This window comes from Kosakonia pseudosacchari, from assembly GCF_900184035.1.
Lineage (GTDB): Bacteria > Pseudomonadota > Gammaproteobacteria > Enterobacterales > Enterobacteriaceae > Kosakonia > Kosakonia pseudosacchari.
Genome location: NZ_FXWP01000025.1, coordinates 1 through 22,838, shown reverse-complemented (window position 1 = coordinate 22,838; position 22,838 = coordinate 1). Strand labels below are relative to the sequence as shown.

Annotated in this window: 28 protein-coding genes and 1 tRNA gene; 9 read left to right on the top strand and 20 right to left on the bottom strand. The window is 52.0% G+C overall.

Features of this window, described 5'->3' with window-relative positions:
* Positions 1 to 103: 103 nt before the first annotated feature.
* Positions 104 to 472, bottom strand: coding sequence for a bifunctional dihydroneopterin aldolase/7,8-dihydroneopterin epimerase (folB, locus tag BN2591_RS18740; protein WP_065370028.1), 369 nt, complete (start codon positions 470 to 472; stop codon positions 104 to 106).
* Between the two features lie 163 nt (positions 473 to 635).
* Here folB and plsY point away from each other — a divergent pair, with 163 nt between their 5' ends.
* Positions 636 to 1,259, top strand: coding sequence for a glycerol-3-phosphate 1-O-acyltransferase PlsY (plsY, locus tag BN2591_RS18735; RefSeq protein WP_017457434.1), 624 nt, complete (start codon positions 636 to 638; stop codon positions 1,257 to 1,259).
* A gap of 39 nt (positions 1,260 to 1,298) precedes the next feature.
* Here the strand turns inward: plsY and tsaD are convergent, their stop codons facing one another.
* Positions 1,299 to 2,312 (bottom strand): tRNA (adenosine(37)-N6)-threonylcarbamoyltransferase complex transferase subunit TsaD, encoded by a 1,014-nt coding sequence (tsaD, locus tag BN2591_RS18730; RefSeq protein WP_086873369.1) that lies wholly within the window; start codon positions 2,310 to 2,312, stop codon positions 1,299 to 1,301.
* 238 nt (positions 2,313 to 2,550) lie between these two features.
* Between tsaD and rpsU the strand changes: the two genes are divergently transcribed.
* The 3 genes from rpsU (at position 2,551) to rpoD (ending at position 6,678) form a co-directional block, all read left to right on the top strand.
* Positions 2,551 to 2,766, top strand: coding sequence for a 30S ribosomal protein S21 (gene rpsU, locus BN2591_RS18725; protein WP_001144069.1), 216 nt, complete (start codon positions 2,551 to 2,553; stop codon positions 2,764 to 2,766).
* A 168-nt stretch (positions 2,767 to 2,934) separates the two neighbouring features.
* Positions 2,935 to 4,680: a DNA primase gene (gene dnaG, locus BN2591_RS18720; RefSeq protein WP_017457432.1), complete on the top strand. Its 1,746-nt coding sequence runs from the start codon at positions 2,935 to 2,937 to the stop codon at positions 4,678 to 4,680.
* 156 nt (positions 4,681 to 4,836) lie between these two features.
* A complete protein-coding gene (gene rpoD / locus BN2591_RS18715) occupies positions 4,837 to 6,678 on the top strand; it encodes an RNA polymerase sigma factor RpoD (protein ID WP_086873368.1) in 1,842 nt (613 codons plus the stop codon).
* Between the two features lie 57 nt (positions 6,679 to 6,735).
* On the opposite strand, the gene mug is transcribed toward rpoD, so the two are convergent.
* Positions 6,736 to 7,242: a G/U mismatch-specific DNA glycosylase gene (gene mug, locus BN2591_RS18710; protein WP_086873367.1), complete on the bottom strand. Its 507-nt coding sequence runs from the start codon at positions 7,240 to 7,242 to the stop codon at positions 6,736 to 6,738.
* Between the two features lie 126 nt (positions 7,243 to 7,368).
* Here mug and BN2591_RS18705 point away from each other — a divergent pair.
* Positions 7,369 to 7,444, top strand: a tRNA-Ile gene (locus BN2591_RS18705).
* A 143-nt stretch (positions 7,445 to 7,587) separates the two neighbouring features.
* On the opposite strand, the gene BN2591_RS18700 is transcribed toward BN2591_RS18705, so the two are convergent.
* On the bottom strand, positions 7,588 to 7,806 hold the full coding sequence (locus BN2591_RS18700; RefSeq protein ID WP_020455311.1) for a DNA-binding transcriptional regulator: 219 nt from the start codon (positions 7,804 to 7,806) through the stop codon (positions 7,588 to 7,590).
* Between the two features lie 93 nt (positions 7,807 to 7,899).
* Here BN2591_RS18700 and BN2591_RS18695 point away from each other — a divergent pair, with 93 nt between their 5' ends.
* On the top strand, positions 7,900 to 8,316 hold the full coding sequence (locus BN2591_RS18695) for a hypothetical protein (protein ID WP_244173032.1): 417 nt from the start codon (positions 7,900 to 7,902) through the stop codon (positions 8,314 to 8,316).
* A 42-nt stretch (positions 8,317 to 8,358) separates the two neighbouring features.
* Here BN2591_RS18695 and BN2591_RS18690 read toward each other — a convergent pair whose 3' ends face one another.
* From BN2591_RS18690 to BN2591_RS18660, 7 genes are all read right to left on the bottom strand, one after another.
* Positions 8,359 to 9,534 (bottom strand): phage late control D family protein, encoded by a 1,176-nt coding sequence (locus BN2591_RS18690; protein ID WP_086873366.1) that lies wholly within the window; start codon positions 9,532 to 9,534, stop codon positions 8,359 to 8,361.
* Complete coding sequence (locus BN2591_RS18685; RefSeq protein ID WP_086873365.1) at positions 9,534 to 10,010, bottom strand: phage tail protein; 477 nt, start codon at positions 10,008 to 10,010, stop codon at positions 9,534 to 9,536. The genes BN2591_RS18690 and BN2591_RS18685 overlap by 1 nt, the downstream gene beginning before the upstream one ends.
* Before the next feature lie 12 nt (positions 10,011 to 10,022).
* A complete protein-coding gene (locus tag BN2591_RS18680; RefSeq protein WP_086873364.1) occupies positions 10,023 to 12,494 on the bottom strand; it encodes a phage tail tape measure protein in 2,472 nt (823 codons plus the stop codon).
* A complete protein-coding gene (locus BN2591_RS18675) occupies positions 12,487 to 12,606 on the bottom strand; it encodes a GpE family phage tail protein (protein WP_020455315.1) in 120 nt (39 codons plus the stop codon). The genes BN2591_RS18680 and BN2591_RS18675 overlap by 8 nt, the downstream gene beginning before the upstream one ends.
* Positions 12,607 to 12,638: 32 nt before the next feature.
* The gene (locus BN2591_RS18670) at positions 12,639 to 12,914 is read right to left on the bottom strand and encodes a phage tail assembly protein (protein ID WP_086873363.1); all 276 of its coding nucleotides are present in this window, start codon (positions 12,912 to 12,914) and stop codon (positions 12,639 to 12,641) included.
* Positions 12,915 to 12,975: 61 nt separating this feature from the next.
* Positions 12,976 to 13,494: a phage major tail tube protein gene (locus BN2591_RS18665; RefSeq protein WP_086873362.1), complete on the bottom strand. Its 519-nt coding sequence runs from the start codon at positions 13,492 to 13,494 to the stop codon at positions 12,976 to 12,978.
* A gap of 13 nt (positions 13,495 to 13,507) precedes the next feature.
* Positions 13,508 to 14,698: a phage tail sheath protein gene (locus tag BN2591_RS18660; RefSeq protein WP_086873361.1), complete on the bottom strand. Its 1,191-nt coding sequence runs from the start codon at positions 14,696 to 14,698 to the stop codon at positions 13,508 to 13,510.
* Between the two features lie 27 nt (positions 14,699 to 14,725).
* Here BN2591_RS18660 and BN2591_RS24375 point away from each other — a divergent pair, with 27 nt between their 5' ends.
* On the top strand, positions 14,726 to 14,953 hold the full coding sequence (locus BN2591_RS24375; protein ID WP_143468267.1) for a hypothetical protein: 228 nt from the start codon (positions 14,726 to 14,728) through the stop codon (positions 14,951 to 14,953).
* A 70-nt stretch (positions 14,954 to 15,023) separates the two neighbouring features.
* On the opposite strand, the gene BN2591_RS18655 is transcribed toward BN2591_RS24375, so the two are convergent.
* Complete coding sequence (locus BN2591_RS18655; RefSeq protein ID WP_086873360.1) at positions 15,024 to 15,407, bottom strand: HumD family translesion DNA polymerase; 384 nt, start codon at positions 15,405 to 15,407, stop codon at positions 15,024 to 15,026.
* 524 nt (positions 15,408 to 15,931) lie between these two features.
* Here BN2591_RS18655 and BN2591_RS18645 point away from each other — a divergent pair.
* Positions 15,932 to 17,041 carry an acyltransferase family protein gene (locus BN2591_RS18645; RefSeq protein ID WP_159457501.1) on the top strand — a complete coding sequence of 370 codons (1,110 nt, stop codon included), beginning with the start codon at positions 15,932 to 15,934 and terminating at the stop codon, positions 17,039 to 17,041.
* A gap of 322 nt (positions 17,042 to 17,363) precedes the next feature.
* Here BN2591_RS18645 and BN2591_RS18640 read toward each other — a convergent pair whose 3' ends face one another.
* From BN2591_RS18640 to BN2591_RS18615, 7 genes are read right to left on the bottom strand one after another with little or no spacing between them, the layout of a single operon-like run.
* A complete protein-coding gene (locus BN2591_RS18640) occupies positions 17,364 to 17,699 on the bottom strand; it encodes a hypothetical protein (RefSeq protein ID WP_086873357.1) in 336 nt (111 codons plus the stop codon).
* The gene (locus BN2591_RS24370; protein ID WP_143468266.1) at positions 17,680 to 17,892 is read right to left on the bottom strand and encodes a phage tail protein; all 213 of its coding nucleotides are present in this window, start codon (positions 17,890 to 17,892) and stop codon (positions 17,680 to 17,682) included. Before BN2591_RS24370 ends, BN2591_RS18640 begins: the two co-directional genes overlap by 20 nt.
* A complete protein-coding gene (locus BN2591_RS18635; RefSeq protein WP_086873356.1) occupies positions 17,892 to 19,118 on the bottom strand; it encodes a phage tail protein in 1,227 nt (408 codons plus the stop codon). The genes BN2591_RS24370 and BN2591_RS18635 overlap by 1 nt, the downstream gene beginning before the upstream one ends.
* On the bottom strand, positions 19,115 to 19,726 hold the full coding sequence (locus tag BN2591_RS18630) for a phage tail protein I (RefSeq protein WP_086873355.1): 612 nt from the start codon (positions 19,724 to 19,726) through the stop codon (positions 19,115 to 19,117). Before BN2591_RS18630 ends, BN2591_RS18635 begins: the two co-directional genes overlap by 4 nt.
* On the bottom strand, positions 19,719 to 20,627 hold the full coding sequence (locus BN2591_RS18625; protein WP_020455322.1) for a baseplate assembly protein: 909 nt from the start codon (positions 20,625 to 20,627) through the stop codon (positions 19,719 to 19,721). Before BN2591_RS18625 ends, BN2591_RS18630 begins: the two co-directional genes overlap by 8 nt.
* Positions 20,628 to 20,631: 4 nt before the next feature.
* Positions 20,632 to 20,979 (bottom strand): GPW/gp25 family protein, encoded by a 348-nt coding sequence (locus tag BN2591_RS18620; RefSeq protein WP_086873354.1) that lies wholly within the window; start codon positions 20,977 to 20,979, stop codon positions 20,632 to 20,634.
* Positions 20,976 to 21,611, bottom strand: coding sequence for a phage baseplate assembly protein V (locus BN2591_RS18615; RefSeq protein WP_086873353.1), 636 nt, complete (start codon positions 21,609 to 21,611; stop codon positions 20,976 to 20,978). The genes BN2591_RS18620 and BN2591_RS18615 overlap by 4 nt, the downstream gene beginning before the upstream one ends.
* 50 nt (positions 21,612 to 21,661) lie before the next feature.
* Here BN2591_RS18615 and BN2591_RS18610 point away from each other — a divergent pair, with 50 nt between their 5' ends.
* Positions 21,662 to 22,480: a hypothetical protein gene (locus BN2591_RS18610; protein WP_086873352.1), complete on the top strand. Its 819-nt coding sequence runs from the start codon at positions 21,662 to 21,664 to the stop codon at positions 22,478 to 22,480.
* Between the two features lie 215 nt (positions 22,481 to 22,695).
* Here BN2591_RS18610 and BN2591_RS18605 read toward each other — a convergent pair.
* Positions 22,696 to 22,838: IS3 family transposase (locus BN2591_RS18605; RefSeq protein WP_143468252.1), on the bottom strand; the 143-nt coding region annotated here is incomplete at its 5' end.

Genomic DNA, 22,838 nt, shown 5'->3' with positions numbered 1-22,838 from the left:
TAAACCCCTAAAAAGATATAAAAAACGGCTTATCCCGCGGAGAAGCCGTGAAAGACCGAGATCTATGACCTGAATACTAGCGCTTGGTTTAACTATTATGAATTTAAATACTTTCTTTCGGATTTAAGCCACGCTCAATGATTACGCCCACATTCAGCGCCCGCGCAACCGCACCTGGTTTGCTCAATTTGATACGCACCCAGGGCGAATTAAAGCGCGCCAGCAACAGCTCAGCCACCTCCTCCGCAACGCGTTCAACCAGCGCAAAACGCCCGCCTTCGACGTGGCCGATAATGACATCTGCGATATCCGCATAGCTCAGACAATCGTTCACATTGTCGCTTTTTGCCGCAACGCGGTTATCCCAGGCCATTTCGATATCGAACACCAGCTTCTGCTCAATGGTCTGTTCCCAGTCGTAAACACCAATGGTGGTGATAACCGAAAGCTGCTCTATAAATACAATGTCCATCTCACCTCGCCTGCTATTTGCTCCGCCATTGCCGCTGCCAGGCCGCATCTTTAGTGGCTGCCTGTCAGATTTTGCGCAAAACCTGGATACCACTTTCCATCATTTATGCGTATTATCCATGGATGCAGAGAATAAAACGACATTTTCACAACGGAACAGCGTTATGAGTGCAATCGCGCCTGGGATGATTCTCCTTGCATACCTTTGTGGCTCTATTTCCAGCGCCATTCTGGTCTGCCGCATCGCCGGTCTGCCCGATCCGCGCGAGAGTGGCTCCGGCAACCCCGGAGCGACCAACGTATTACGCATTGGCGGCAAAGGTGCAGCGCTAACGGTACTGATTTTTGACGTCTTAAAAGGCATGCTGCCGGTGTGGGGCGCGTACGCGCTTGGCGTAACGCCGTTCTGGCTCGGCCTTATTGCGATTGCCGCCTGTCTTGGTCATATCTGGCCGGTTTTCTTTAAGTTTCAAGGCGGTAAAGGGGTGGCAACGGCATTTGGCGCTATTGCACCTATCGGCTGGGATTTAACAGGCGTGATGGCGGGAACCTGGCTGTTAACGGTACTGCTGAGCGGCTATTCATCGCTGGGGGCGATTGTCAGCGCGTTGATCGCGCCCTTTTATGTCTGGTGGTTCAAACCGCAGTTCACTTTCCCGGTCGCGATGCTGTCCTGCCTGATTCTGCTACGCCATCACGACAATATTCAGCGCCTGTGGCGACACCAGGAAGGCAAAATCTGGTCGAAGCTGAAGAAGAAAAAAGAAGAGAAAGAAAAAGCGTCGTAACAGTGCCCGGCGCACCTTGTGCTACCGGGCCATCACGGTTTACGCCGCAGGCAACTCCGCCAGTGGCCAGCGCGGACGCACCGTCACACCCAGCCCTGCATCATTACCCGCTTTCAGACGCACCATTCCCGCATAGGCGATCATCGCGCCGTTATCGGTGCAAAACTCCGGGCGCGCATAGAACACTTCGCCACGACGTTTGTGCATCATTTCCGCCAGTTTCGCACGCAGCGTACGGTTGGCGCTCACACCGCCCGCCATCACCAGACGCGTAAAACCGGTTTGATCCAGCGCACGCTTGCATTTGATCATTAGCGTATCAACCACGGCATCTTCAAACGCACGCGCAATATCGGCGCGGGTTTGGCCGTCAGAACCGTTGTTACGAATGGTATTCGCCGCGAAAGTTTTCAGACCGGAGAAGCTAAAATCCAGCCCCGGACGATCGGTCATCGGACGCGGGAAGACAAAACGACCTTCCGTGCCCTGAGCCGCCAGTTTTGAGAGCATCGGCCCACCCGGATAATCAAGCCCCAGCAGCTTAGCCGTTTTATCAAAAGCTTCCCCGGCGGCATCATCAATCGACTCACCAAGCAGCTCATAATGTCCGATGCCAGTTACGCTGATAAGCTGCGTATGCCCACCGGAAACCAGCAGCGCAACGAATGGAAACGCCGGTGGATTCTCTTCCAGCATTGGCGCCAGCAAGTGCCCTTCCATATGGTGAACCGGGATGGCGGGAACGTTCCAGGCGAAAGCGAGCGAACGACCAACCGTCGCGCCAACCAGCAGCGCACCGACAAGACCAGGCCCTGCGGTGTAAGCCACTGCATCGATATCTTTCGCAGTTAATCCGGACTCTTTCAACGCGGCCTGAATCAGCGGTACGGTTTTACGCACGTGATCGCGCGAAGCCAGCTCTGGCACGACGCCACCGTAATCGGCGTGGAGTTTTACCTGACTATACAGTTGGTTGGCCAGAAGCCCTTGTTGATCGTCATAAATTGCGATGCCGGTTTCATCGCAGGATGTTTCAATGCCCAGTATGCGCATGACTCTGTTTACCTCTTTGCAATAGCGCGCAGTGTAGGGCGAATGCGGGTCGAAGTAAAACTTTGCTCACTCATGCAGCGGAGTTCGTGTATACTCCTCACCCTTACAAAAGTCCCCTTTCAAAAAGGGCGGCGGTGCTTTACAAAGCAGCAGCACTTGCAGTAAAATTCCGCACCATTTTGAAATAAGCTGGCGTGAACGCCAGCGGCAAACCGAATTAATCAAAGGTGAGAGGCACATGCCGGTAATTAAAGTACGTGAAAACGAGCCGTTCGACGTAGCTCTGCGTCGCTTCAAACGTTCCTGCGAGAAAGCAGGTGTTCTGGCGGAAGTTCGTCGTCGTGAGTTCTATGAAAAACCGACTACCGAACGTAAACGCGCTAAAGCATCCGCAGTGAAACGTCACGCGAAGAAACTGGCTCGCGAAAACGCACGCCGTACTCGTCTGTACTAATCTGTCAGGGCAAGCGCCCTTTAGTTTAGACCGAGTTGTAGTTGTAAGGCCGTGCTTCCGAAAGGAATGCGCGGCTTATTTTCGTTTATAACCTGATATAACCTGCGGATTTCGGTCGCATTATGTTGGCCTGGAAAACAACGGCTATAAAAGATCAAAACGGGGCTTATGGCTGGACGAATCCCACGTGTCTTTATTAATGACCTGCTGGCGCGCACCGACATCGTCGATCTCATCGACGCGCGTGTAAAGCTGAAAAAGCAGGGCAAAAATTATCACGCGTGTTGTCCATTCCATAACGAGAAAACCCCCTCTTTCACCGTGAACGGTGAAAAACAGTTTTACCACTGTTTTGGCTGTGGCGCGCATGGTAACGCCCTCGACTTCCTGATGAACTACGACAAGCTCGAGTTCGTGGAAAGCGTCGAAGAACTGGCGGCAATGCACAACCTTGAAGTGCCATTTGAAGCAGGCAGTGGACCCAGCCTGATAGAGCGCCATCAACGGCAAACGCTCTATCAATTAATGGATGGGCTAAACGCGTTTTATCAGCAATCGTTGACACAACCTGCCGCAGAGCCTGCACGCCAGTATCTGTCCAGACGCGGTTTGAGCAGCGAAATCATTGAGCGGTTCGCCATTGGTTACGCACCTCCCGGCTGGGACAACGTATTAAAACGTTTTGGCGGCAACAGCGAAAACCGTAAATCACTGATAGATGCGGGTATGCTGGTCACAAACGATCAGGGACGCAGTTACGATCGTTTCCGCGAACGGGTCATGTTTCCCATTCGTGACAAACGTGGCCGGGTGATTGGTTTTGGTGGGCGCGTTCTGGGTAACGATACGCCTAAATACCTGAACTCCCCGGAAACAGATATTTTCCATAAGGGCCGCCAGCTGTATGGCCTTTATGAAGCGCAGCAGGACAATGACGAGCCCCAGCGACTGTTGGTCGTTGAAGGTTATATGGACGTGGTGGCGCTGGCGCAATACGGCATCAACTACGCGGTGGCTTCGCTCGGAACGTCAACAACGGCGGATCATATTCAGTTACTTTTTCGCGTAACTAAAAATGTTATCTGTTGTTACGACGGCGACCGTGCTGGCCGTGATGCCGCATGGCGGGCGCTGGAAACCGCGCTGCCTTATATGAGCGATGGCCGTCAGCTGCGTTTTATGTTTTTACCGGATGGTGAAGATCCGGACACGCTGGTGCGTAAAGAGGGCAAAGAGGCATTCGAAGCGCGGATGGAGCAGGCACTACCGCTCTCCACGTTTCTGTTTAACAGCCTGTTGCCGCAAGCGGATTTAACCACGCCGGACGGTACAACGCAGCTTGCCGCATTAGCGCTGCCGTTAATCAACCAGGTGCCGGGTGAAACGCTACGCATCCAGTTGCGCCAGCTGTTGGGGAATAAAATTGGCATTTTCGACGATGCGCAACTTGATCGATTAATGCCAAAACAAGTGGAAAGCGCAACGACACGCCCCGCTCCTCAGCTAAAACGCACAACCATGCGTATACTGATAGGGTTATTGATCCAGAACCCGGAATTGGCTCCAAAGGTTCCGCCGTTAGAGGGTTTGGATCAATCAAGGCTTGCCGGGCTTGGCTTATTTACAGAACTGGTCAACACTTGTTTGTCACAGCCAGGCCTGACTACAGGTCAATTGCTTGAGCACTATCGCGGCACAAAAGAGGCCGCAACCCTTGAAAAACTGTCGATGTGGGACGATATAGCAGATAAAGACATCGCTGAAAAAACGTTCACCGACGCGCTCAATCATATGTTTGATTCGATGCTTGAACGGCGGCAAGAAGAGTTGATAGCTCGTGACCGCACACATGGTTTAAGCAGCGAAGAACGCCGGGAACTCTGGCAATTGAACCAGGAACTGGCAAAAAAGTGAATTCAACGGCTTAAGTGCCGATAACCGATCGGGAAGATCCCGACAGCCGCGACGAGGGCCAGCGGCAAAAATATAAATACACCCTCGCGTTAAATGTTGGCGGTTTATTTCGCCGACCGACACCAACCCTCATGAATTAAGTGTGGATACCGTCTTATGGAGCAAAACCCGCAGTCACAGCTGAAGCTTCTTGTCACCCGTGGTAAGGAGCAAGGCTATCTGACCTATGCCGAGGTCAATGACCATCTGCCGGAAGATATCGTCGACTCCGATCAGATCGAAGACATCATCCAAATGATCAACGACATGGGCATCCAGGTGATGGAAGAAGCACCGGACGCCGATGATCTGTTGCTGGCCGAAAACTCCAACAACACTGACGAAGATGCGGAAGAAGCCGCCGCACAAGTGCTTTCCAGCGTTGAATCTGAAATCGGGCGAACCACTGACCCGGTGCGCATGTACATGCGCGAAATGGGCACCGTTGAGCTGCTGACCCGCGAAGGCGAAATCGACATCGCTAAACGCATCGAAGATGGCATCAACCAGGTTCAGTGCTCTGTTGCCGAATACCCGGAAGCGATCACCTATCTGCTGGAGCAGTATGATCGCGTTGAAGCTGAGCAGGCTCGCCTCTCTGATCTGATCACCGGCTTTGTCGATCCAAACGCTGAAGAAGACCTGGCGCCAACCGCGACCCACGTCGGTTCTGAACTCTCCAGCGAAGAGATGGATGATGACGAAAACGAAGAAGATGAAGAAGACGACGACAGCGATGATGACAACAGCATCGATCCTGAACTGGCGCGTGAAAAATTCGCTGAGCTACGTACCCAGTACGAACTGACTCGCGACACCATCAAAGCCAAAGGACGCAGTCACGTTGCCGCGCAGGAAGAGATCCTGAAGCTGTCTGAAGTGTTCAAACAGTTCCGTCTGGTGCCAAAACAGTTCGATTACCTGGTTAACAGCATGCGCGTCATGATGGATCGCGTACGTACCCAGGAACGCATCATCATGAAACTGTGCGTTGAACAGTGCAAAATGCCGAAGAAAAACTTCATTACGCTGTTTACCGGCAACGAAACCAACGAAACCTGGTTCAACGCTGCGCTGGCCATGAATAAACCGTGGTCGGAAAAACTGCATGAAGTGGCAGAAGAAGTTCAACGCGGCCTGATGAAGCTGCAACAGATTGAAGAAGAAACCGGCCTGACCATTGAGCAGGTAAAAGACATCAACCGTCGTATGTCTATCGGCGAAGCGAAAGCGCGTCGTGCGAAGAAAGAGATGGTGGAAGCGAACTTGCGTCTGGTTATTTCTATCGCCAAGAAATACACCAACCGCGGTCTGCAGTTCCTCGATCTGATTCAGGAAGGCAACATTGGTCTGATGAAAGCGGTTGATAAGTTCGAATACCGCCGTGGTTACAAATTCTCCACCTATGCAACCTGGTGGATCCGTCAGGCGATCACCCGTTCCATCGCGGATCAGGCGCGCACCATCCGTATTCCGGTGCATATGATTGAGACGATCAACAAGCTCAACCGTATCTCTCGCCAGATGCTGCAGGAAATGGGCCGTGAACCGACGCCGGAAGAGCTGGCTGAGCGTATGCTGATGCCGGAAGATAAGATCCGTAAGGTGTTGAAAATCGCCAAAGAGCCGATCTCCATGGAAACACCGATCGGTGATGATGAAGATTCGCATCTGGGTGATTTTATCGAGGATACCACCCTCGAGTTGCCGCTGGACTCTGCTACCACTGAAAGTTTGCGCGCCGCAACACACGACGTTCTGGCAGGCCTGACCGCTCGTGAAGCGAAAGTCCTGCGTATGCGTTTCGGTATCGATATGAACACCGATCACACGCTGGAAGAAGTAGGTAAACAGTTTGACGTAACCCGCGAGCGTATCCGTCAGATCGAAGCGAAGGCGCTGCGTAAACTGCGTCATCCGAGTCGTTCTGAAGTGCTGCGTAGCTTCCTCGACGATTAATTCGTTATGCATTAAAAAGCTCCCACTCGGGAGCTTTTTTTTGCCCGCAATTTGCCATTACAGGCCGCGCGTCACCAGTGCCTCATCCAGTTCACGATACGCTTCCACCAGCTTATCCAGCGTTGCGCGATTAAGCCCGCTGGGGTTCGGCAGCACCCAAACCTGCGTCACGCCAATCGTCATATTTTGCTTGCCCCAGCTCGCACCGCGTACGCTAAACGCCTGCTCAAAGGCTTGCTTTCCTAAAACTGCCAGCGCAGCTGGCTGATAATCCTCAATTTTCCTGACCAGTTCCCTGCCTCCGCTACGCAGCTCATGCAAGCCGACTTCGGTGGCCTGTACCGTTGGACGCTCAACCAGCATGGTAATGCCACAGCGGGTATCCAGCAGATGCCGCTCATCTTCCGGGCGCAGTTGCTGATCGGTAAAACCGGCCTGGTGGATAACTTTCCAGAAACGATTACCCGGATGGGCAAAGTGGAAACCGGTATGGGCAGATGATTTACCCGGATTGATGCCGCAAAATACCACCCGCAGCCCCGGCGCCAGAATATCGTGGATCATGCTTAACTCCCGAATAAAAGCGATAAACTCCAGTATAAGAGATTGAAAATGCGTTGTTTATAAAAACATCAGCCAGGTGATTCATGCTGGATTGCAGGGGTAAGTTACTTTATAATTCCCCGCCACGGCCCCTTAGCTCAGTGGTTAGAGCAGGCGACTCATAATCGCTTGGTCGTTGGTTCAAACCCAACAGGGGCCACCAAATTTTAGCTTTAAAATCATATAATTAAGCCACCTTTCACGGTGGTTTTTTTATTGTCTGATTCTCAATTGGCAGCAAAATGGCAGCAGAATTTTTTCCGATTGCAGAAAAGCCCATAAAAAACCCGCTCAAGGCGGGTAAGTTTAAAACCATAATTGGCGCTGTCCGGTCTGATTTGGGTGCGGTGGTGCAGGGTCAATTTTACCTGGCGTCACAATATAGCGCTCTATCGACTCCATCGTCACAAAGGTGCAACTGCAATTGATATTGGTGCACTGATGGTAGCGTTCTTTTGTGTTCTCACTAAGATAGCGGCTAGTACGAGCATGCGCAGCGTGCTTACACTGTGGACAATGGAACATGACTCACCTCCATTCACGAAACGTGAACGCATCATACCCCATTATTCACAAATCGTAATCTATGTTTTCTGATTAACCGAAAAAGGATGTTCTATGTCTGTTTTGAAACATTGTATGCTATGTTCATTGTTGCTAATACCTTCTGCAGTAATGGCAAGAACGCCTGACAATACGGTTAGGCTATTGCAAAAAAGCCTGAAACCCTGGCAGCCAACAGCCATCACGCAGACAGAGAAAGCCTTAACAATCATCCTGCCAGAGAAAAGTATCCCTTCCGAAGCATACGAAGCCTTAGCCACATCAGGTATATGTTCCCCTATATGGACAAAAGATGTTCCCGCGTCTTTCTTAAAAAATATCACTGAGATCAATATCGTTAATCAGTTTAAAGCGACGGGTTACACATTTGAGAACCCGGCGGCAAGTTGTAGTGAAATGGGTAAGCTGATGGACGAGCCCGCAAAAGCTTTGTTGCTGTCCAAAACCCGGTTATTTAAACCAGCCAAATAAACTGGACAGAGAATAAACAACCCGCGTAAAGCGGGTTATTTTTTAATCTTCGCTGTCGTCTGCATCATTGTCGTTATCATCAGCCTCATACTCGACGTCGGATAGTTTCACCTCCAGTTCTAAGGCCGTCGTATAGCCGTTGTTGCTTAGAGCGTGAGTTACTTTGGTAACGATCCACGCTTGCTCATCTATGATGCTTTTAAAGCCCGATACTTTAACTGGCGTTTCCGGGTACAGATCAGCGCGACCAACAGCAAGACTTATCGAGAACTCTGCCACGCCGCGCTGTAACTTGTCCCACTTTGCTTTTGCTGCCCGCATCGCCTGGGCTTTTGTTGAATAAACCGTGGTTAGTGCGAATACGTTATCAGCCTCACCGGCCATGTATTCACCCTCGCGCGCCTCCGGGACTTTGGCCTCTTTCTTTTTCGCTTTGGCTTTCGGGTGTTGCAGGGCGCGCAGGTGCTGCTCTTTCGGCTTGCGCTTCACTTTCACTTTTTTTGGCTTCGGTTCTTTGGTATGCAGCCATTGCGCCGTTACGCCGGTATAAGCGCCCCGGTCAGCAATCGCAAACTGGTGCCGGTCGCCGTCGCTGCGGATAATGGTCACCTGTGGGATAGGTTTACCGCTGGCACTGACCGCATTGCCCGGTTTGAGGAACAGCAGTTTCCCCGCTTTGACAGACACCTCGCCTCCGTTCCGGTCGGCAAGTCGGGTCAGGAATTTAGCGTCGGACTCCTGTGACTGGTCGATATGCGGAATAACGATTTTTGCGAGCTCCGGCGCAACGGCCGCCGTCAGTTTGTTGCGTGTCGCGATGGTCTCGACAATCATACCCAGCGTTTTGTCGTGCCATGATTCCTCGCGTCGGGAATTCAGTGAGCCACGAAAATCAGCGCTCCGGGCGCGGATGGTCACCGTATCCGGCGCGCCCCGGTGTTCAACCTCATCCACGGTGAAACTGCCCTTGCCGATAAGCGCCGAACCTTTCCACCCCAGAAACAGCGTCAGCACCGCCCCGCGCACCGGCAGGACGACACGCCCGTCGGCGTCGTTGAGCTCGATATCGAGCTGGTCGGCTTCAAACCCCCGGTTATCGGTCATGGTCAGGCTAATCAGGCGGTCGCTGATATTGCCGGTAATATCTTTGCTGTCAATTTTCAGCATAAACGCGGGGGTGAGCGAGCTCCCCGCTTCGCTATACAGTATTTCTGACATCAGAACCCCAGGCTTGACGTTAATTTAGTTGCGGCTTCTTTTGCCTTACCGACCAGGCTGTCGGCCTGTTTATTCAGGTCGCCATACACCGCCGCGAGCGACTCGTCGACGCGGGTCAGTGTCATGGTGAACGAGATTTTCCGGGGCGAGCCGTCCGCGAAAAACTCGGTGCCGGTCTCGCTGATGCTGTTGATAACGTACATCCCGTAAATCAGGCCAGTCCCTGCCAGCAACGGCCAGGCGCGCCCCTCCTCCGCCATCAGGCGCAGCGAGGTCAGCGTCAGATGTCCGCCGGTGAGCTCCGGGAACAGCTCGCCGCTGAGCGTGATTTTCTCCTCACCGACGCCGAGAAACTGAAAGGCATCACGTTTGCCGACACGGTTGTTTGACGGCCAGCGGTATTCCGCGTCGCGCTGCATATTCTGAAACGGCAGCGTCTGACGCATAAAAACGAAAAAACCAAGTGCAAGCATCATTTCAGTGTTTCCTTATCCGTCGGTTCGCATACTGGCGCGTTCGCGGGCGCGCTTGTCCCGGTCGGCTTTTTCAACGGCATCCTGCAACTGACGCCCGAGGTCACCGCCCGGCGCACCACCGTTATTCAGTGTGATGTTGTAATGGCTCTGTCGGTTGTCGGTGTAGGCTTTCCCCGCGCCGGGTGCGGTAACAGGCTGATACCCCAGATAACCGCCGTAAGTGCTGGTTGCAGGGATATACCCGCCATTACTGATTGACGGATTTTGCGCGGCACTGGCTTTGGCGGCACCGGCTTTTTCCGCCGTTTTATCGAGGTCGCCCGATTCCTTGTTAATGACGCCGAGCTTTTCCAGTACCCACTCGATCCCCGCGCGCAGCTTGTTGAACGCTTTAAGCGGCAGCATCAGCGCATCAGCCAGCCCCTGGCCGAATCGCATCCCGGCATCCTTACAGGCGTTGAGTTGCTCCTGAGACGATTTCACCGGCTCAAGCAGGTTGGTAAACCAGTCCCACGCGGCTTTGAGTTTTTCCCCCAGCCAGTCAAACATCGGTTTCAGCGGTGAGAACAGTTCCCCGACCGGCACAAACGCCGCCTTAAGCCCTTCGATCACCCCTTCAAAAAATGCCGAAATGGGCTCCCAGTATTTGCGAATCAGCAATGCCCCGGCGACAATGGCAACGCCAATCGCGACAATCGGCCAGGTGAGCGCACCAAGTACCGTCATGATCGCGCCACCCACGACGCTGAAGACGGTGCCAAGCACCCCGGCAATCGCAATGATGGCGTTGATACCGCTGATAACCGGGAACGCCACCAGACCGATTGCGCCAACAACCCCGATAATCCCGACGGCCACCGCCGCAATGGTGGTGAGCGTCTGCGCCAGCCCTTTGTTTTTCTGTATCCAGCCGTCGAGCTTAAGCACATACCCGGTCGCGGTCTGCACCAGTTTGCGAAGGGAGGAATCCTGCTGGTCAAAAAGGTCAGTACCGACGGCTTCATAAGCCGACTGAAACTCTTTGAAGTCGCCGCCGAGGTTGTCCTGCATGACTTTAACCAGTTCTTCGGTCTTGCCATCGGACGCCTTAAACGCGGCGGTAAGCTGGTCTAACTTGCCGGTCGATGCGGCAGTCATCAGCACCTGTGCCGCTGAGCTCGCCTCCTCGCCGAAAATGGTTTTCATGTATTCGGCACGTTGCCCGGTGCCGAGTTTATTTTTCTCAAAGCTGGCCTGAATCTCTTTCAGGATGGTGAATATCGGGCGCGTGTTTCCCTTGCTGTCGGCGGTCTTGACACCAAGCTCTTTGATGGCAGTAGCCGCCTGGCCGGTCGGAGCCTGTAAACGGCTAAGCACCGCGCGGCTCCCCGTCCCGGCCATCGAGCCGGTAATTTTGGCGTCATGCAGCGCACCAATCATCGCCGCCGTTTGCTCAATACTCACCCCGGCATTTTTTGCCACCGGTGCCGCATAGGTCAGCGCATCGCTCAGGCCGTCAAAGTCGGCGGCGGTCTTGTTCATCGTCATCGAGAGAACATCGCCGATGTGCGCGACCTTATCGTTTGAAAGCTGAAAAGCCGATTTCATCCCCATCAGCAAACCGGCGTTTTCCTCCATCGTGCGCTTGTTTGCCAGCGCCATGTTCAGCGTGACCGGCGTTGTCGCCTGAATGGCGGCCACATCGCCACCGCCTTTGGCAATGATGATTTGCGCACCGGCAGCATCGTCAGCCGAGGCGGCAGTATTATCGCCGAGCTGGCGCGCCTGTTTGCGCAGGGCGGTCATTTCTGCCGAGTCTTTGGCAACACCGAGAACCGCCTGAAGCTCGGAGTTTTTCTGCGCAAAATCGTACCCCGGCTTTAACAGCGCCGTACCGGCCAGCGTGGCGGTTGTGGCAATCCCGACACCAGCAGCGCCGACCGCCGCCGATGTACCAGCGAGCTCTTTTCCCGCCTGATAACGCTGTTTGATCGCGCTCAGTTTGGCCTGTTGTGCACTGACGCGAGCCAGCGCCTCACGCTGCCGGTTAAGTTGCGAGGTGGTTTCACCAATACTGGTTTTCAGGCGGCGCTCATCAGCGGCCAGCGTGCGCGTGTTGATGCCCGCCTGGCTGAGTTCCTGCCGTGTACGCTGTACCGCTTCACGCAGGCTGTTATGTTTAATCTGGAGCGCGGCGGCATTTTTGCGCGCGGCTTCCATTGCGGCGGCCTGTGCGCGGGTCGGGTTCTCGGTCTGTTTAAACGCCACGGCCAGCGCGGCGGCTTCCTGTTTTGCTTTCGCCAGCGACTGGCTGGTCACGGCGAGCTGTGCGCTGGTCTTGCGAAAACCCTCGATTCTGGATGCCTGGCTGTTGAGTTCACGTAATGTGGTTTGCGTCGCCCGGATATCGCCGGCCAGCGTTTTGCTGGCCTTTTCGATGGACTTTAACGGGCGTGTCGCCTGGTCAACAGCCCTGAGCAATACCTGTAATTTCACATCACTCATTGGTGTTTCCGCTTCGCTGGAGCGCTTTTTCGCGCCATGTAACGAGCTCGGTCAGGCTCAGGGGAAATAACTCCGATGGCGGCCAGTGAAAAATCACCGCGATATCCGCCATCAGGTCATCGACTGAAAGATTTGGCGGGAAGGTTACTGCGCCGAATTCGGCGACAAAAAACCAATCACCTTACCGGCCAGCGCAACAAGGTCAGGCAGCTCCAGCGCGGCGACCTCCTGCTCGGTGAGTGATGGCGCAGTCACGCGGGGCAGCACTTTAATCAGGGCGTCGACGTCGGAGTTTGCCACCGAGGCCAGGCTGACGCCGCGCAGCGTACCGGCGTTGGGTTTCATCAGCGTAATCTGGTCGATGACCTGCTCGCCGCGTTTGATGGGGTTTTCCAGGGTGATCACATTTTCGTTTTTCATGGTGTTCTCGTCTTAATCGGGAATGGGGTTAACCGGCCAGCCTCGCTGACCGGGTGAAAAATTACAGGCCGATATTGCGGCGGTGCTGTTCGAGGCGGTCAGTACCGTTCACTTTCTCAATCATGTTGAGCGTGTCGATCTCAACCAGCTCTTTGCCGTCCATCGTCAGTTTGAAGTACGTGCAGATAACCGAGATTTTTGACTCGGTGTCCTCGCCCTGTTTACCTTCGCCGGTGTCGATCTCTTTCTGACGGCCACGCATGACCACTTCAACAGCCACCGTTTCGCCGGTGTCGTCGCGCTGGTAGGAGCCCGCAAAACGAATCGGCACAGCATCGACGCCGGTTGCGCCGTACAGCTCCCAGATAGCGGAATCCGGGAAACCGCCGAGCGACCATTCCATCGACAGGGCATCATCATCGAGCCCCATATCGATGGGCGCGACGCCGTTCATCCCCGCACCGCGATAGTTCTCCAGCTTGCGGGTCAGCTTCGGCAGGGTGATAGATTTGGCGATACCCTGATAGCTGTAGCTATTCAGGAACACATTCATGTATTTGAGCTTGCGCGGCATGGCCATTTAATCAGGCTCCTTATTTGCTGTTGACCGAGGAAACCAGCGTCGCCAGATATTTATCGGTGATTCGCTGGCGTAAGGTCAGGTTTTCCAGTGGGGGAACCGGCGTATAGTCATAATCGATATACAGTTTTCCGGCTTTCAGGGTCTCTTTGTCGTTGGCCTCTTCGTTAAACCAGCAGGTCGCATCGACGATGTAACCGTTCGTTTTGAGCTCGCGGAATTTGGCGTTGATACCGTCGACGATATCGCGGATAAGCGTCGCGGTGATGGGTTTGTCGACCGCCCACATGTGCGCGGCGGCCATCGTGTCGGCAATCACCTGCGCGGTGCGGGTGTAGTTCTCAAACAGGAAGAGCGGGTCATCCGAACAGGTGCGGTTACCCCAGAAACGAAAGCCATCCTTGCGAATCAGTGTCGTGACGCCCGCCTCGTTAAGCAAATCCGCATCGGTGCCGGGCTCCTGCAAATCCCAGAACACCGACGCGCTGATGCCGGTGACGCCATTGACGCCGACGTTAGACAGGGTTTTATGCCAGCCGACTGACTGGTCGATGTAGGCGCGCAGATCGAGCGCGCGGGCGGTGGCGTATGCCGTGGCGGTCGCATTTTTCACGGTGTCCCAGGCGAGAAAATCCGGCCAGATAACCATCAGCTCGCGCTGACTGAAATTGTCGCGGTACTTGATGGCATCAGATACCGTTTTGCAGCCCCACGCGCTGACATAGCCGAACGCGCACAGCTTCTGGCAAACCGGCGCAAGTGCGGTCGCCACTTCAAGCGTGTCGAAACCCGGCACACCAAGAATGCGCGGTTTCACGCCGGTGACGGCCTCGGCGGTCAGCAGTGCCTTGAGCCCGGTGTATTTGCCGTTCTCGTCCGTGGTGCCGATGATATTGGAAATCGTCTGCGCGAGCGCCTCCTCTTCATCGTCGCCGGTGCCCTCCGCGACACGCACAACAACAATCACCGGTTTTGCCTGGTCAGCGATGGCTTGCAAGGACGCCGCCAGCGTGCCTTTTTTACCGGCTTTTGCGATGGCGCTTTGTACGCTGGTAATCAGTACCGGCTCGTTAAGGGGAAAGGTCGCGGCATCGGCATCGCTGGCGGTGCATACCATGCCGACAATGGCGGTCGAGACGGTGGAAATGACGCGCGTGCCGTCGTTAATTTCGACGACCTGCACGCCATGATGAAAATCACTCATCCGTTTAACTCCGTGGTGTTGGGGTGAGTGTATTTTCCAGGCTGTGCGGGCGCGGGGCTATTTATTGGCGTTGGGGCAGGGGTACAACAACTGTTTAAGCACTGTGGAACAGAAAAAACCGCTTTTGCGGAAAAAGAATGGCTAACGGTATTTGAGCAAAGCGGCTCAAACACTGTAGCGCGGCGAAAATATTCGCATCGAAAAACACAGGCTTATGCATGGTTTAAATCTGGCAAAAAAAGAGATTATGCCTGATACCATACATCGCCGCGCTACGTGTTGCGGGGAGTCTCCCTGGCTGTGCTGACACATTAAAAAAAACAGATTACATAACCGGGCAGTCGTCAAACTCAAGCGTTCGCATATCGTTAACGGCATGGGTTATCACGCCAAAGATGCCATCATTTTCATCTGAAAAATGCGTGTCTATCCTTTCTGCCCGGCCATCCTCAAGCCTTTCATAATGTTTGTTCGGGTAAAGCCGCAAGCGCCGGATGTGGAATTCACCAGAAATACAGCAAACCACAACAGAACCATCACAGGTAGTCCGGGAGCGATCAACTATCAGCAAGGCTCCCTGCGTGATGCCCGCGCGCCAGTATGTATTCCCGGCGCGCAAAAAATAGGTCGCGTGCGGGCGCGAAATAAACTGCTTATCAAGCGAGATCCGGTCTTCAATGTAGTCGGTTGCCGGTGACGGAAATCCCATGTTCAAATCCCCCCATTAGAATTAAACATGAACCAGAGTTTGTCTTCCCCTAGGCCAAGGGTTATGTCCCGGAAAGCATGCGTATGCAACCTTATCCAGTCGTTAGCCTGTGCCAGTGACCAGTGATAATTGACCTCGGCGAGCTGGCGTACAAACTCGCCTGTCGTGACAACTCGACGCCCGGAAGGCTCAATTTTAATTGCACTGTAAAACGCAGGGATGATATCTGAACGGCGCGGCATGATTTGAACCTCTCAGACAATACTGTATTTATATACAGTAATTATTTTTTTACCTACAGATCAATACCGCTTCGTTTGGCTGGAACCAGTAAAAGACTGGTTTTCTTTTTGAAAGAAAAGGTTAGCAAGAAAAAATTATACAACCTGTGGTGCCACATCGAGATTCGGCTCACTATCGGTATTGTGACGGTGTGCCAATTGTAGTGTTTTGTTTTTATTGGTATGTTAAGATTTTTCTCATCAAGGCATTTTATCTTTTTCTTATTTTTCATTGAGAACGTAATGAATTCATATAACCCAGCTTACAAGCATATACCATCACTCGACGGTATAAGAGGACTTGCTATTGTTTTGGTTCTTATTGTCCATTATTTTTATGCTGGTCCATCAATTCATAAAAATCCAATACCTGCTGATCTGTTTATTTTTGGATGGACTGGCGTAGAGTTATTCTTTGTACTTTCAGGATTCCTTATAACATCAATTCTTATAAGGATTAAGAATGAGAAAAGGTCTTTTGCTACATTTTACATAAACAGGGCATCACGAATCCTACCTGTTTATCTTGCCTTTCTTTTTGCTGTATTATTAGCATCGATAGTTGGAAAACCAGAAATACTTTCATCACAACTGAATAATGTCAGGGAAAATTTCTATATTTATTTTTTATATATTTCTAACTTCTCATATTTGGCTGGATTGGATTTATCAAAAGCAGATGCAATCATGGGTCCGGCATGGTCTTTGGCTATAGAACAGCAGTTCTACTTAATATGGCCTTTCATCATATGCGCGCTAAGCATAAAAAACACAAAGATTATGCTCGTTACATCCTACCTCATTCTTGTGGTATCAAGATTTATTTTATCAGATTATTTCCATTACAATGTTATATATCACACAACCTTTCTTCACTTTGATGGTCTGGCTGTTGGATCTTTGGCTGCTCTATTTTATAAAAATATAATAAAACACAAAAAAAGTACATTTTTAATTTTTATTGCCATTTCTTCTTTGCTTATTTTAACATTCATTTATGCTGGATCGGTTCATTACAAAAATAAAATAATATATACAGTTGGATATCCTGTCATATGTCTGTTTTATTGCTACCTTATATTAACTGTTATAACGACAAAAAAAGCATCATCTTTTTTTGAATCAAGAGTAATGGTGGCTCTCGGAAAATATTCATATTGCATATACCTTATACATTGGCCTTCATTGATTATAACAAGAATAGCGATTCCCGAAGTTGGCTTAACTTTGTGGGTTTTATCTTTTTTGTGCTTCACGCTGATAATGGTAGTAGCTGCTAAAATTAGTTTTGTTTTTCTGGAAAGACCTGCATCAAAATTAATCAGACGCTTAAATTCCGAAGATGTGAGGTAATGGACTTAACATCATGAACTGACAGAATTAAATGGATAATAAAAGGTGTAATACATTGCTTTTTCCTGTTTAAATTTAACATCCGTTGGTATGTTTTGTTTTTGGCGCTAAGAATTGGTGTAGAACAATAATAAGCGCCATTATTGCATTTTAATCTTCAGGGCTTTCTGAAAGAGTTGTGGTTGATTTTGGCACTTTCCATTCAAATTCACATTCATTACAGCGATAATATTTAACTGTCGTACCTCCGATAACAATATCAACTATAATGATATCAGAAGAAACGCAGATCGGACAACGAAGCGTTAGAAAAGATGTCATTTTACACTCCATATTTTGCTTTTAGGTTTGTAATGTCTGCCTGATATTTTGACTTGCGTGAAACGTATTCGTTGTATATTGCCGTTTTTTTTGTTACTTCACTTACTCCATCAATCAATGCTGCCTTCGAAAAACTTTCAGAAAGTACGGTAACATCATAATTATATGCTAAAGCAAGTGCAGATAATTCATCGTTGAAAAGTTCAGCTTCTGGTTTTAATGGTTTTGTAGTTGTCGTTCCTTCAGGGTATGGACCTAGTTCATTTATGGTAATTTCATTACCGCTTGCATTATAAACGGTTTCTCCCCGATGATCCTCAATATAATCCCATTCCATTCCATACAATTGCCTTCCCCTCTTCTTCAACAGGAGGGGGGGGAATTGTTGAGTTCCCAGGAATTCCAAGCCCGACTAAAAGGTACTCATTTTCGCTTCCAATATATTCACCGGTTGATGGCTTGTAATTATATACAGTAATATTACCTTCGGAAATTGCTATATTTTTTTCATCAAGAATAGCGGTAGACATTACGCAGCCCTCACGATGTAGTTAAATGCGATGTTAACGGGACGGGTTTCTGTTGCTGTTCTGGCAACATTCGCAGCAGAAAAGTTAAGAACACCTGAGCGAGTATTGGCGTTCACGTTCGAGGCAGAAAAAGTTGACTCAGTGAGTGGGCCAGTAGTAAATGCTCCGGAGGCGTTTAGAGCGATACCCTGGGTTGATGATGTGCCATAAAGATTCACTGATCCCGTTATATTTTGAAGAGCATCAGCTTGAGTACTGAGCAATGTACGTCCTGTATCAATATTTTTCCCGTCATCCCAGCCGCGAATAAATTGCCCGCGCATATCCGGTAAAACAAGACCCGGATATACAAGTGCGAGCTTCGGATATTGTGCGGCGGTAAAAGCTGCGCCATTGCATTTAATCCAGCCTGCTGGCGCTGTAGATGTGGGCCATGGAATTGGCGTTCCAGCCGGCAGAGCTGAACCATCTCCCAGACCAAGGTAGTCGAGAATCGCAGCGGTACTCTTCCCCGACAAATCAGTCAGTGTTTTGTCAAGCGGCTGTTTTTTTGCCAGCTCCCCGGAAGTCAGTGCGGCAATGGCAGCCTGAACAAATGCAGTATTCGCGAGTTGCGTATCGTTTGATGTCTGTGCTGCCGTCGGCGCTTTCGGTGTGCCGGTGAAAACCGGGCTGGCAACCGGCGCATACTGCTTGTGCGGGTTGGTGTCGGCGATATGCTGTTTCAGCAGATTGTCGGCATACGCTTTCACTTCAATGACTGCGTTATCGACATACTGCCGCGTTGCCAGCACGACCGACGGGTCGATTTTCAGCGTGACGGCAGCGGTCGAGGAGACAATCAGCACCATGCGGATGGTCTGCGTGCGTCCGCTCCCCTCCTGTAACTGCGGCTTGTAGGTTTCCGGGCAGTTCGCCACGGCAATTAACACGCCGTTATCGTCATATAACCCGATTTCGCGTATCCAGAAACCGCCCTCGTTTTCGGGGATAACCTGCTCGGCAATAATCTGGCTGGAGTTGTTCGCGTCAACGCTCAGCATATTCAGCGGCGCAATGCGTTTCTGGTTAACCAGCTTTGTTTGCGTGGCGTCCGGCGTCGGCAGCGTGCCGTTGCCATCGCCGACGGCCATTTGCGTGATGTTTAGCTTAGTCCCGAGCGCGGTGGCGTTTGCCAGCAGTGCCGCGCCCTGGTTGGTCAGAATGGCAAAGAATTTCGCGGTCATGCGCTTACTCTCACGTTGTCGATAAAATGAATGGCCGAGGCCGGGAAATATTCCCCGCCGCCGGTGATGTCCTCAGGTAAATATGGGTAAACGACCAGCTCGTCTCCGGCATAGCTTCCCGCGTCGACGTAACACTCGCCCGGTGTGCTCAGGCTGATGGCAAGCCCGGTAAGGTGGCGGCTGGCGGGTTTGGCGTCGTTGATAAGCCGCTCCAGCTCCTGATACATCTCGTCGGTGATGCCGCCGTCGAGTACGCCCACCACCAGGCGAAACGTGCCCGGCTCCTCGTTAAGCTCCCACCACTCGCGCACTTCGATAAGAAAACCGAGCGGCTCCACCACGCGGCGCAGGGCGCTGATGGTGCCCTTGTGCTGATGGACGAAAAACGAGGCCGCAATCACCCGGCGTTTCGTGGCCTCCGGCCAGTCGGCACCCCACCGGTCGACCGACAGCGCCCACGCCAGATAGGGCAATAGCGCCACCGGGCAGGTCTGCGGGTTCCACAGGGTACGCAGCGGCACCGGAACACGGGCAATCTCAGCCGCTGCGGCTGCGGCGGCCACCTCCAGCGGCGACGAGCCGACGGGTAACAGCCGGTCACTATTCATCGTTCCCCCCGGCGGTGATGCTGTACCCGGTGCAGTAAGACGCCTGGTGTTTGCCGAGCACGATGTCGCCTGGCGGCGCGCTCAGCTCCACGCGCTGCACACCTTCAACATGCAGCGCGGCATAAATGGCTGACCGGCGCACGTCACGACCAAGCCGGTGCTGCGCGGTGATATAGGCTTTCAGTTTCTGCTCAGCCGTGGCGCGAATGGGCTCCGCTTCGGGGCCAGGGTAAAACCAGAGTGTGGCGGCCACCTCATACGGCACAATCTCCGCCGCCTGCACCGTCACGCGGTCGCCCACCGGGCGCACGTCCTCCGCGTTGAGCGCCTTTTCCACCACGGCCAGCAGGTCACCGGTGGCAGTGCCGTCACCCTCGCGGGCGAGTACGGTGATGGTCACACAGGCCGGTGTCGGGCTCTCGACAGAAATATCCGCGACACGCCCGTCGGCGCTGCGTCCGTGGTATTCATAGGCACCGACCGGACCGGCCACGCTCAGCCCCTCAAACGCCTGCTGGGCGCGCAGGCGCAAATCGGCGTCGGATTCCATCACCGCCGCCACCGGCGGGATGGCGGTATCGTCTGCCGGGGTGATGGTCAGCCGCGCGGTGTTGTTGTTCGCGGCCATCACATCAAGGTCGCTCCCCTCAGCACTTGCCAGCGTCACCGCGCGGGCGGCTTCGTTGACACGCTGCCGCCAGATAACCTCCCGGTAGGCGTTTTCCTCCAGAAATTTGGTCAGCGGCTCGGACTCCAGCGCCAGCGTACGGGCTACCGCGTCCTGTTGCTCCGCCGGAAACAGCGAAACCAGTGTCGCCTTGCGCTCGGCGAGGATGCTCTCGTAATCCAGCGCCTCAACCACATCCGGCGCGGGGAGCTGGCTTAAATCAACAATCGGCATGGTGTTAGCTCACAGGGATGATTAACGAAAGGGCGTCGCCGGTGCTGGCAATCTCGCCGGTCAGGCTGACCACCATGCGGCCATCAGACTGACGCTCCGTGGTCACCGCGCTTAAGGTGATGCGCGGCTCCCATTTCAGCACCGCGAAATAACAGGCGACCCTGATTTGCAGCTCCAGCGCCGGGGTCTGCGGCTGGTCAATCATGGCAGACAGCAGCGAGCCGTAATCCCGGCGCATGATGCGCGAGCCGACCGGCGTTCGCAGGATATCGCTCAGACTCTGGCTGATGTGTTCCGCGTCCGTGATTGTCCCGCCGGTGCTGCGGCGCAGACCGGTATAACTGGCTGTCATAGTGGCGCTCCTGTCGTGCCGCCACTGTCGCCGGGGTGTTTGTGGGTATGCAGCACTTTGCCGTTAGACGACAGCGCACCGCCGCTGTGCTCGATGTCGCCGCGCATCGTGCCGCCTTTCTGCACTTCCAGCGACCCGGTGATGAGCTTATTCGTGCAAACCACCTCCGGCGTATCGAGCGTGATGCGCGTTGAGGCTTTGACCGTTACCAGCGGCGCGGTGGCGGTGAGGGACTCGGATGCAGTGACGTCGGCAGTTTTAATACCGCTGACGGTCAGGGCGCTGGTCTCGGGTTCATACTCAATAACCGCGCCATCAGGGAAAGCAATATGCAGGGCATCCGCCGAGGCAGATGGCGCAGGGTTCTCATCGGAAAAAATTCCGGGCAGCACAAACGCGGTATCGAGCTCGCCGCCGACGGCCAGGATTAACACCTGTTCACCGACGGACGGAGCCCACCATGTACGCGCACGACCGGCGCGCTGGGTCAGCCACTGGAGCCAGTCGGTAATAATGCCGCCGGTCTGCACACGACAGCGACCGGCATTGAGATCGGTTTCGACCACAAAGCCGGTGCGCACCATATTGCGGATAGCGCGGGCAAGTTCGTTAATGTTTGCTGGCATGTTCATACAACGAAGAATGCCTAAAACATTAAAGGTATGGTATTGAAAGCCGTTATATGGATAACCACACATCATTTGGAGAGGGAGTTATGCCAGAGTCATTAGTCGAAAAAAAAGAAATATTAACTTACATCCTTTACATCGTTGTTTTTCTTTTTGTAATGAGCCGGGCTTATGGAATAGCCAACTTATTACGATTTTTATTTCGCCACCTGAATATTGGCTACTCAGACAGGAAGATGAAATCGCTCGATGAGAAATGGTTTAACGTTCAGCTTTTCAAAATAATAAACCGAATAAATATCACAAAAATAGAAGATGCAAGACTAATTCAGAAAGGTTTAAATGAGGGATTTTTAAAATCATCGGACTTTTATTTCACGAGCTCATGGGGAGATGTAACACTCCCTATGTCTTTACCAAGAAAAATCCGTTCATTTATGATGGGATTAACTCTGGTTATTCTTGGCTCTGTGGCATGGTATGTACAAGAGCCCATTATTGAAGGCTATGCAAAATTCGATTTTAAAGAGTTTAGTTATTATATCTCGAAGGATAAATTTTTCATCACAAACAAATATACTAAAAGCAGTCCTCCAACAATTCATAGTAAAGAAGATTGTAAAAATTCCTTAAAACTTATCGATAGCACATCAATCTTTGCGATAGCCTGCACAAAATTCCTTGATGAGAGTAAGTCATATCAATGGTGGCTTGCTGATGAAATAAAATCAATTAACAAAGCTAAAAACTCCTTATCAACATTAGCGTATATTTATTTAACACTTGGAACAATATGGCTATTTTCATTACTGCAACATTTGACAGCAGGAAAAAAAGTAAGGAAATATAAAGCCTCTATTGAAAATATATAACCAACATAAAAAAGTGCGTAGCCTTATACTCTTTAGGCTACGTATAACACTTAATGTTTTCGGCAACGACGCAACCTACATAGCGCACAATATAACTTTAGAGTTATCTGTCATAGAACTTTTCGACCATCTCCCTGCATTCCTCACATGCTTTCTCATAATCTTTAAACTCTTTACTATAGAATAAAAAGAAAGCTTGAATCGCCACGGATAATCTAGACACTTCTGAGTCGTCGATAATATTGATTTTCATATTCCGTCGGTGGCATCTGATCACTCGAACCATGCCGACGCTTACTGTTATAAAACATTTCGATGTAATCAAAAATATCGCTGCGGGCTTCTTCCCGCGTTCCAT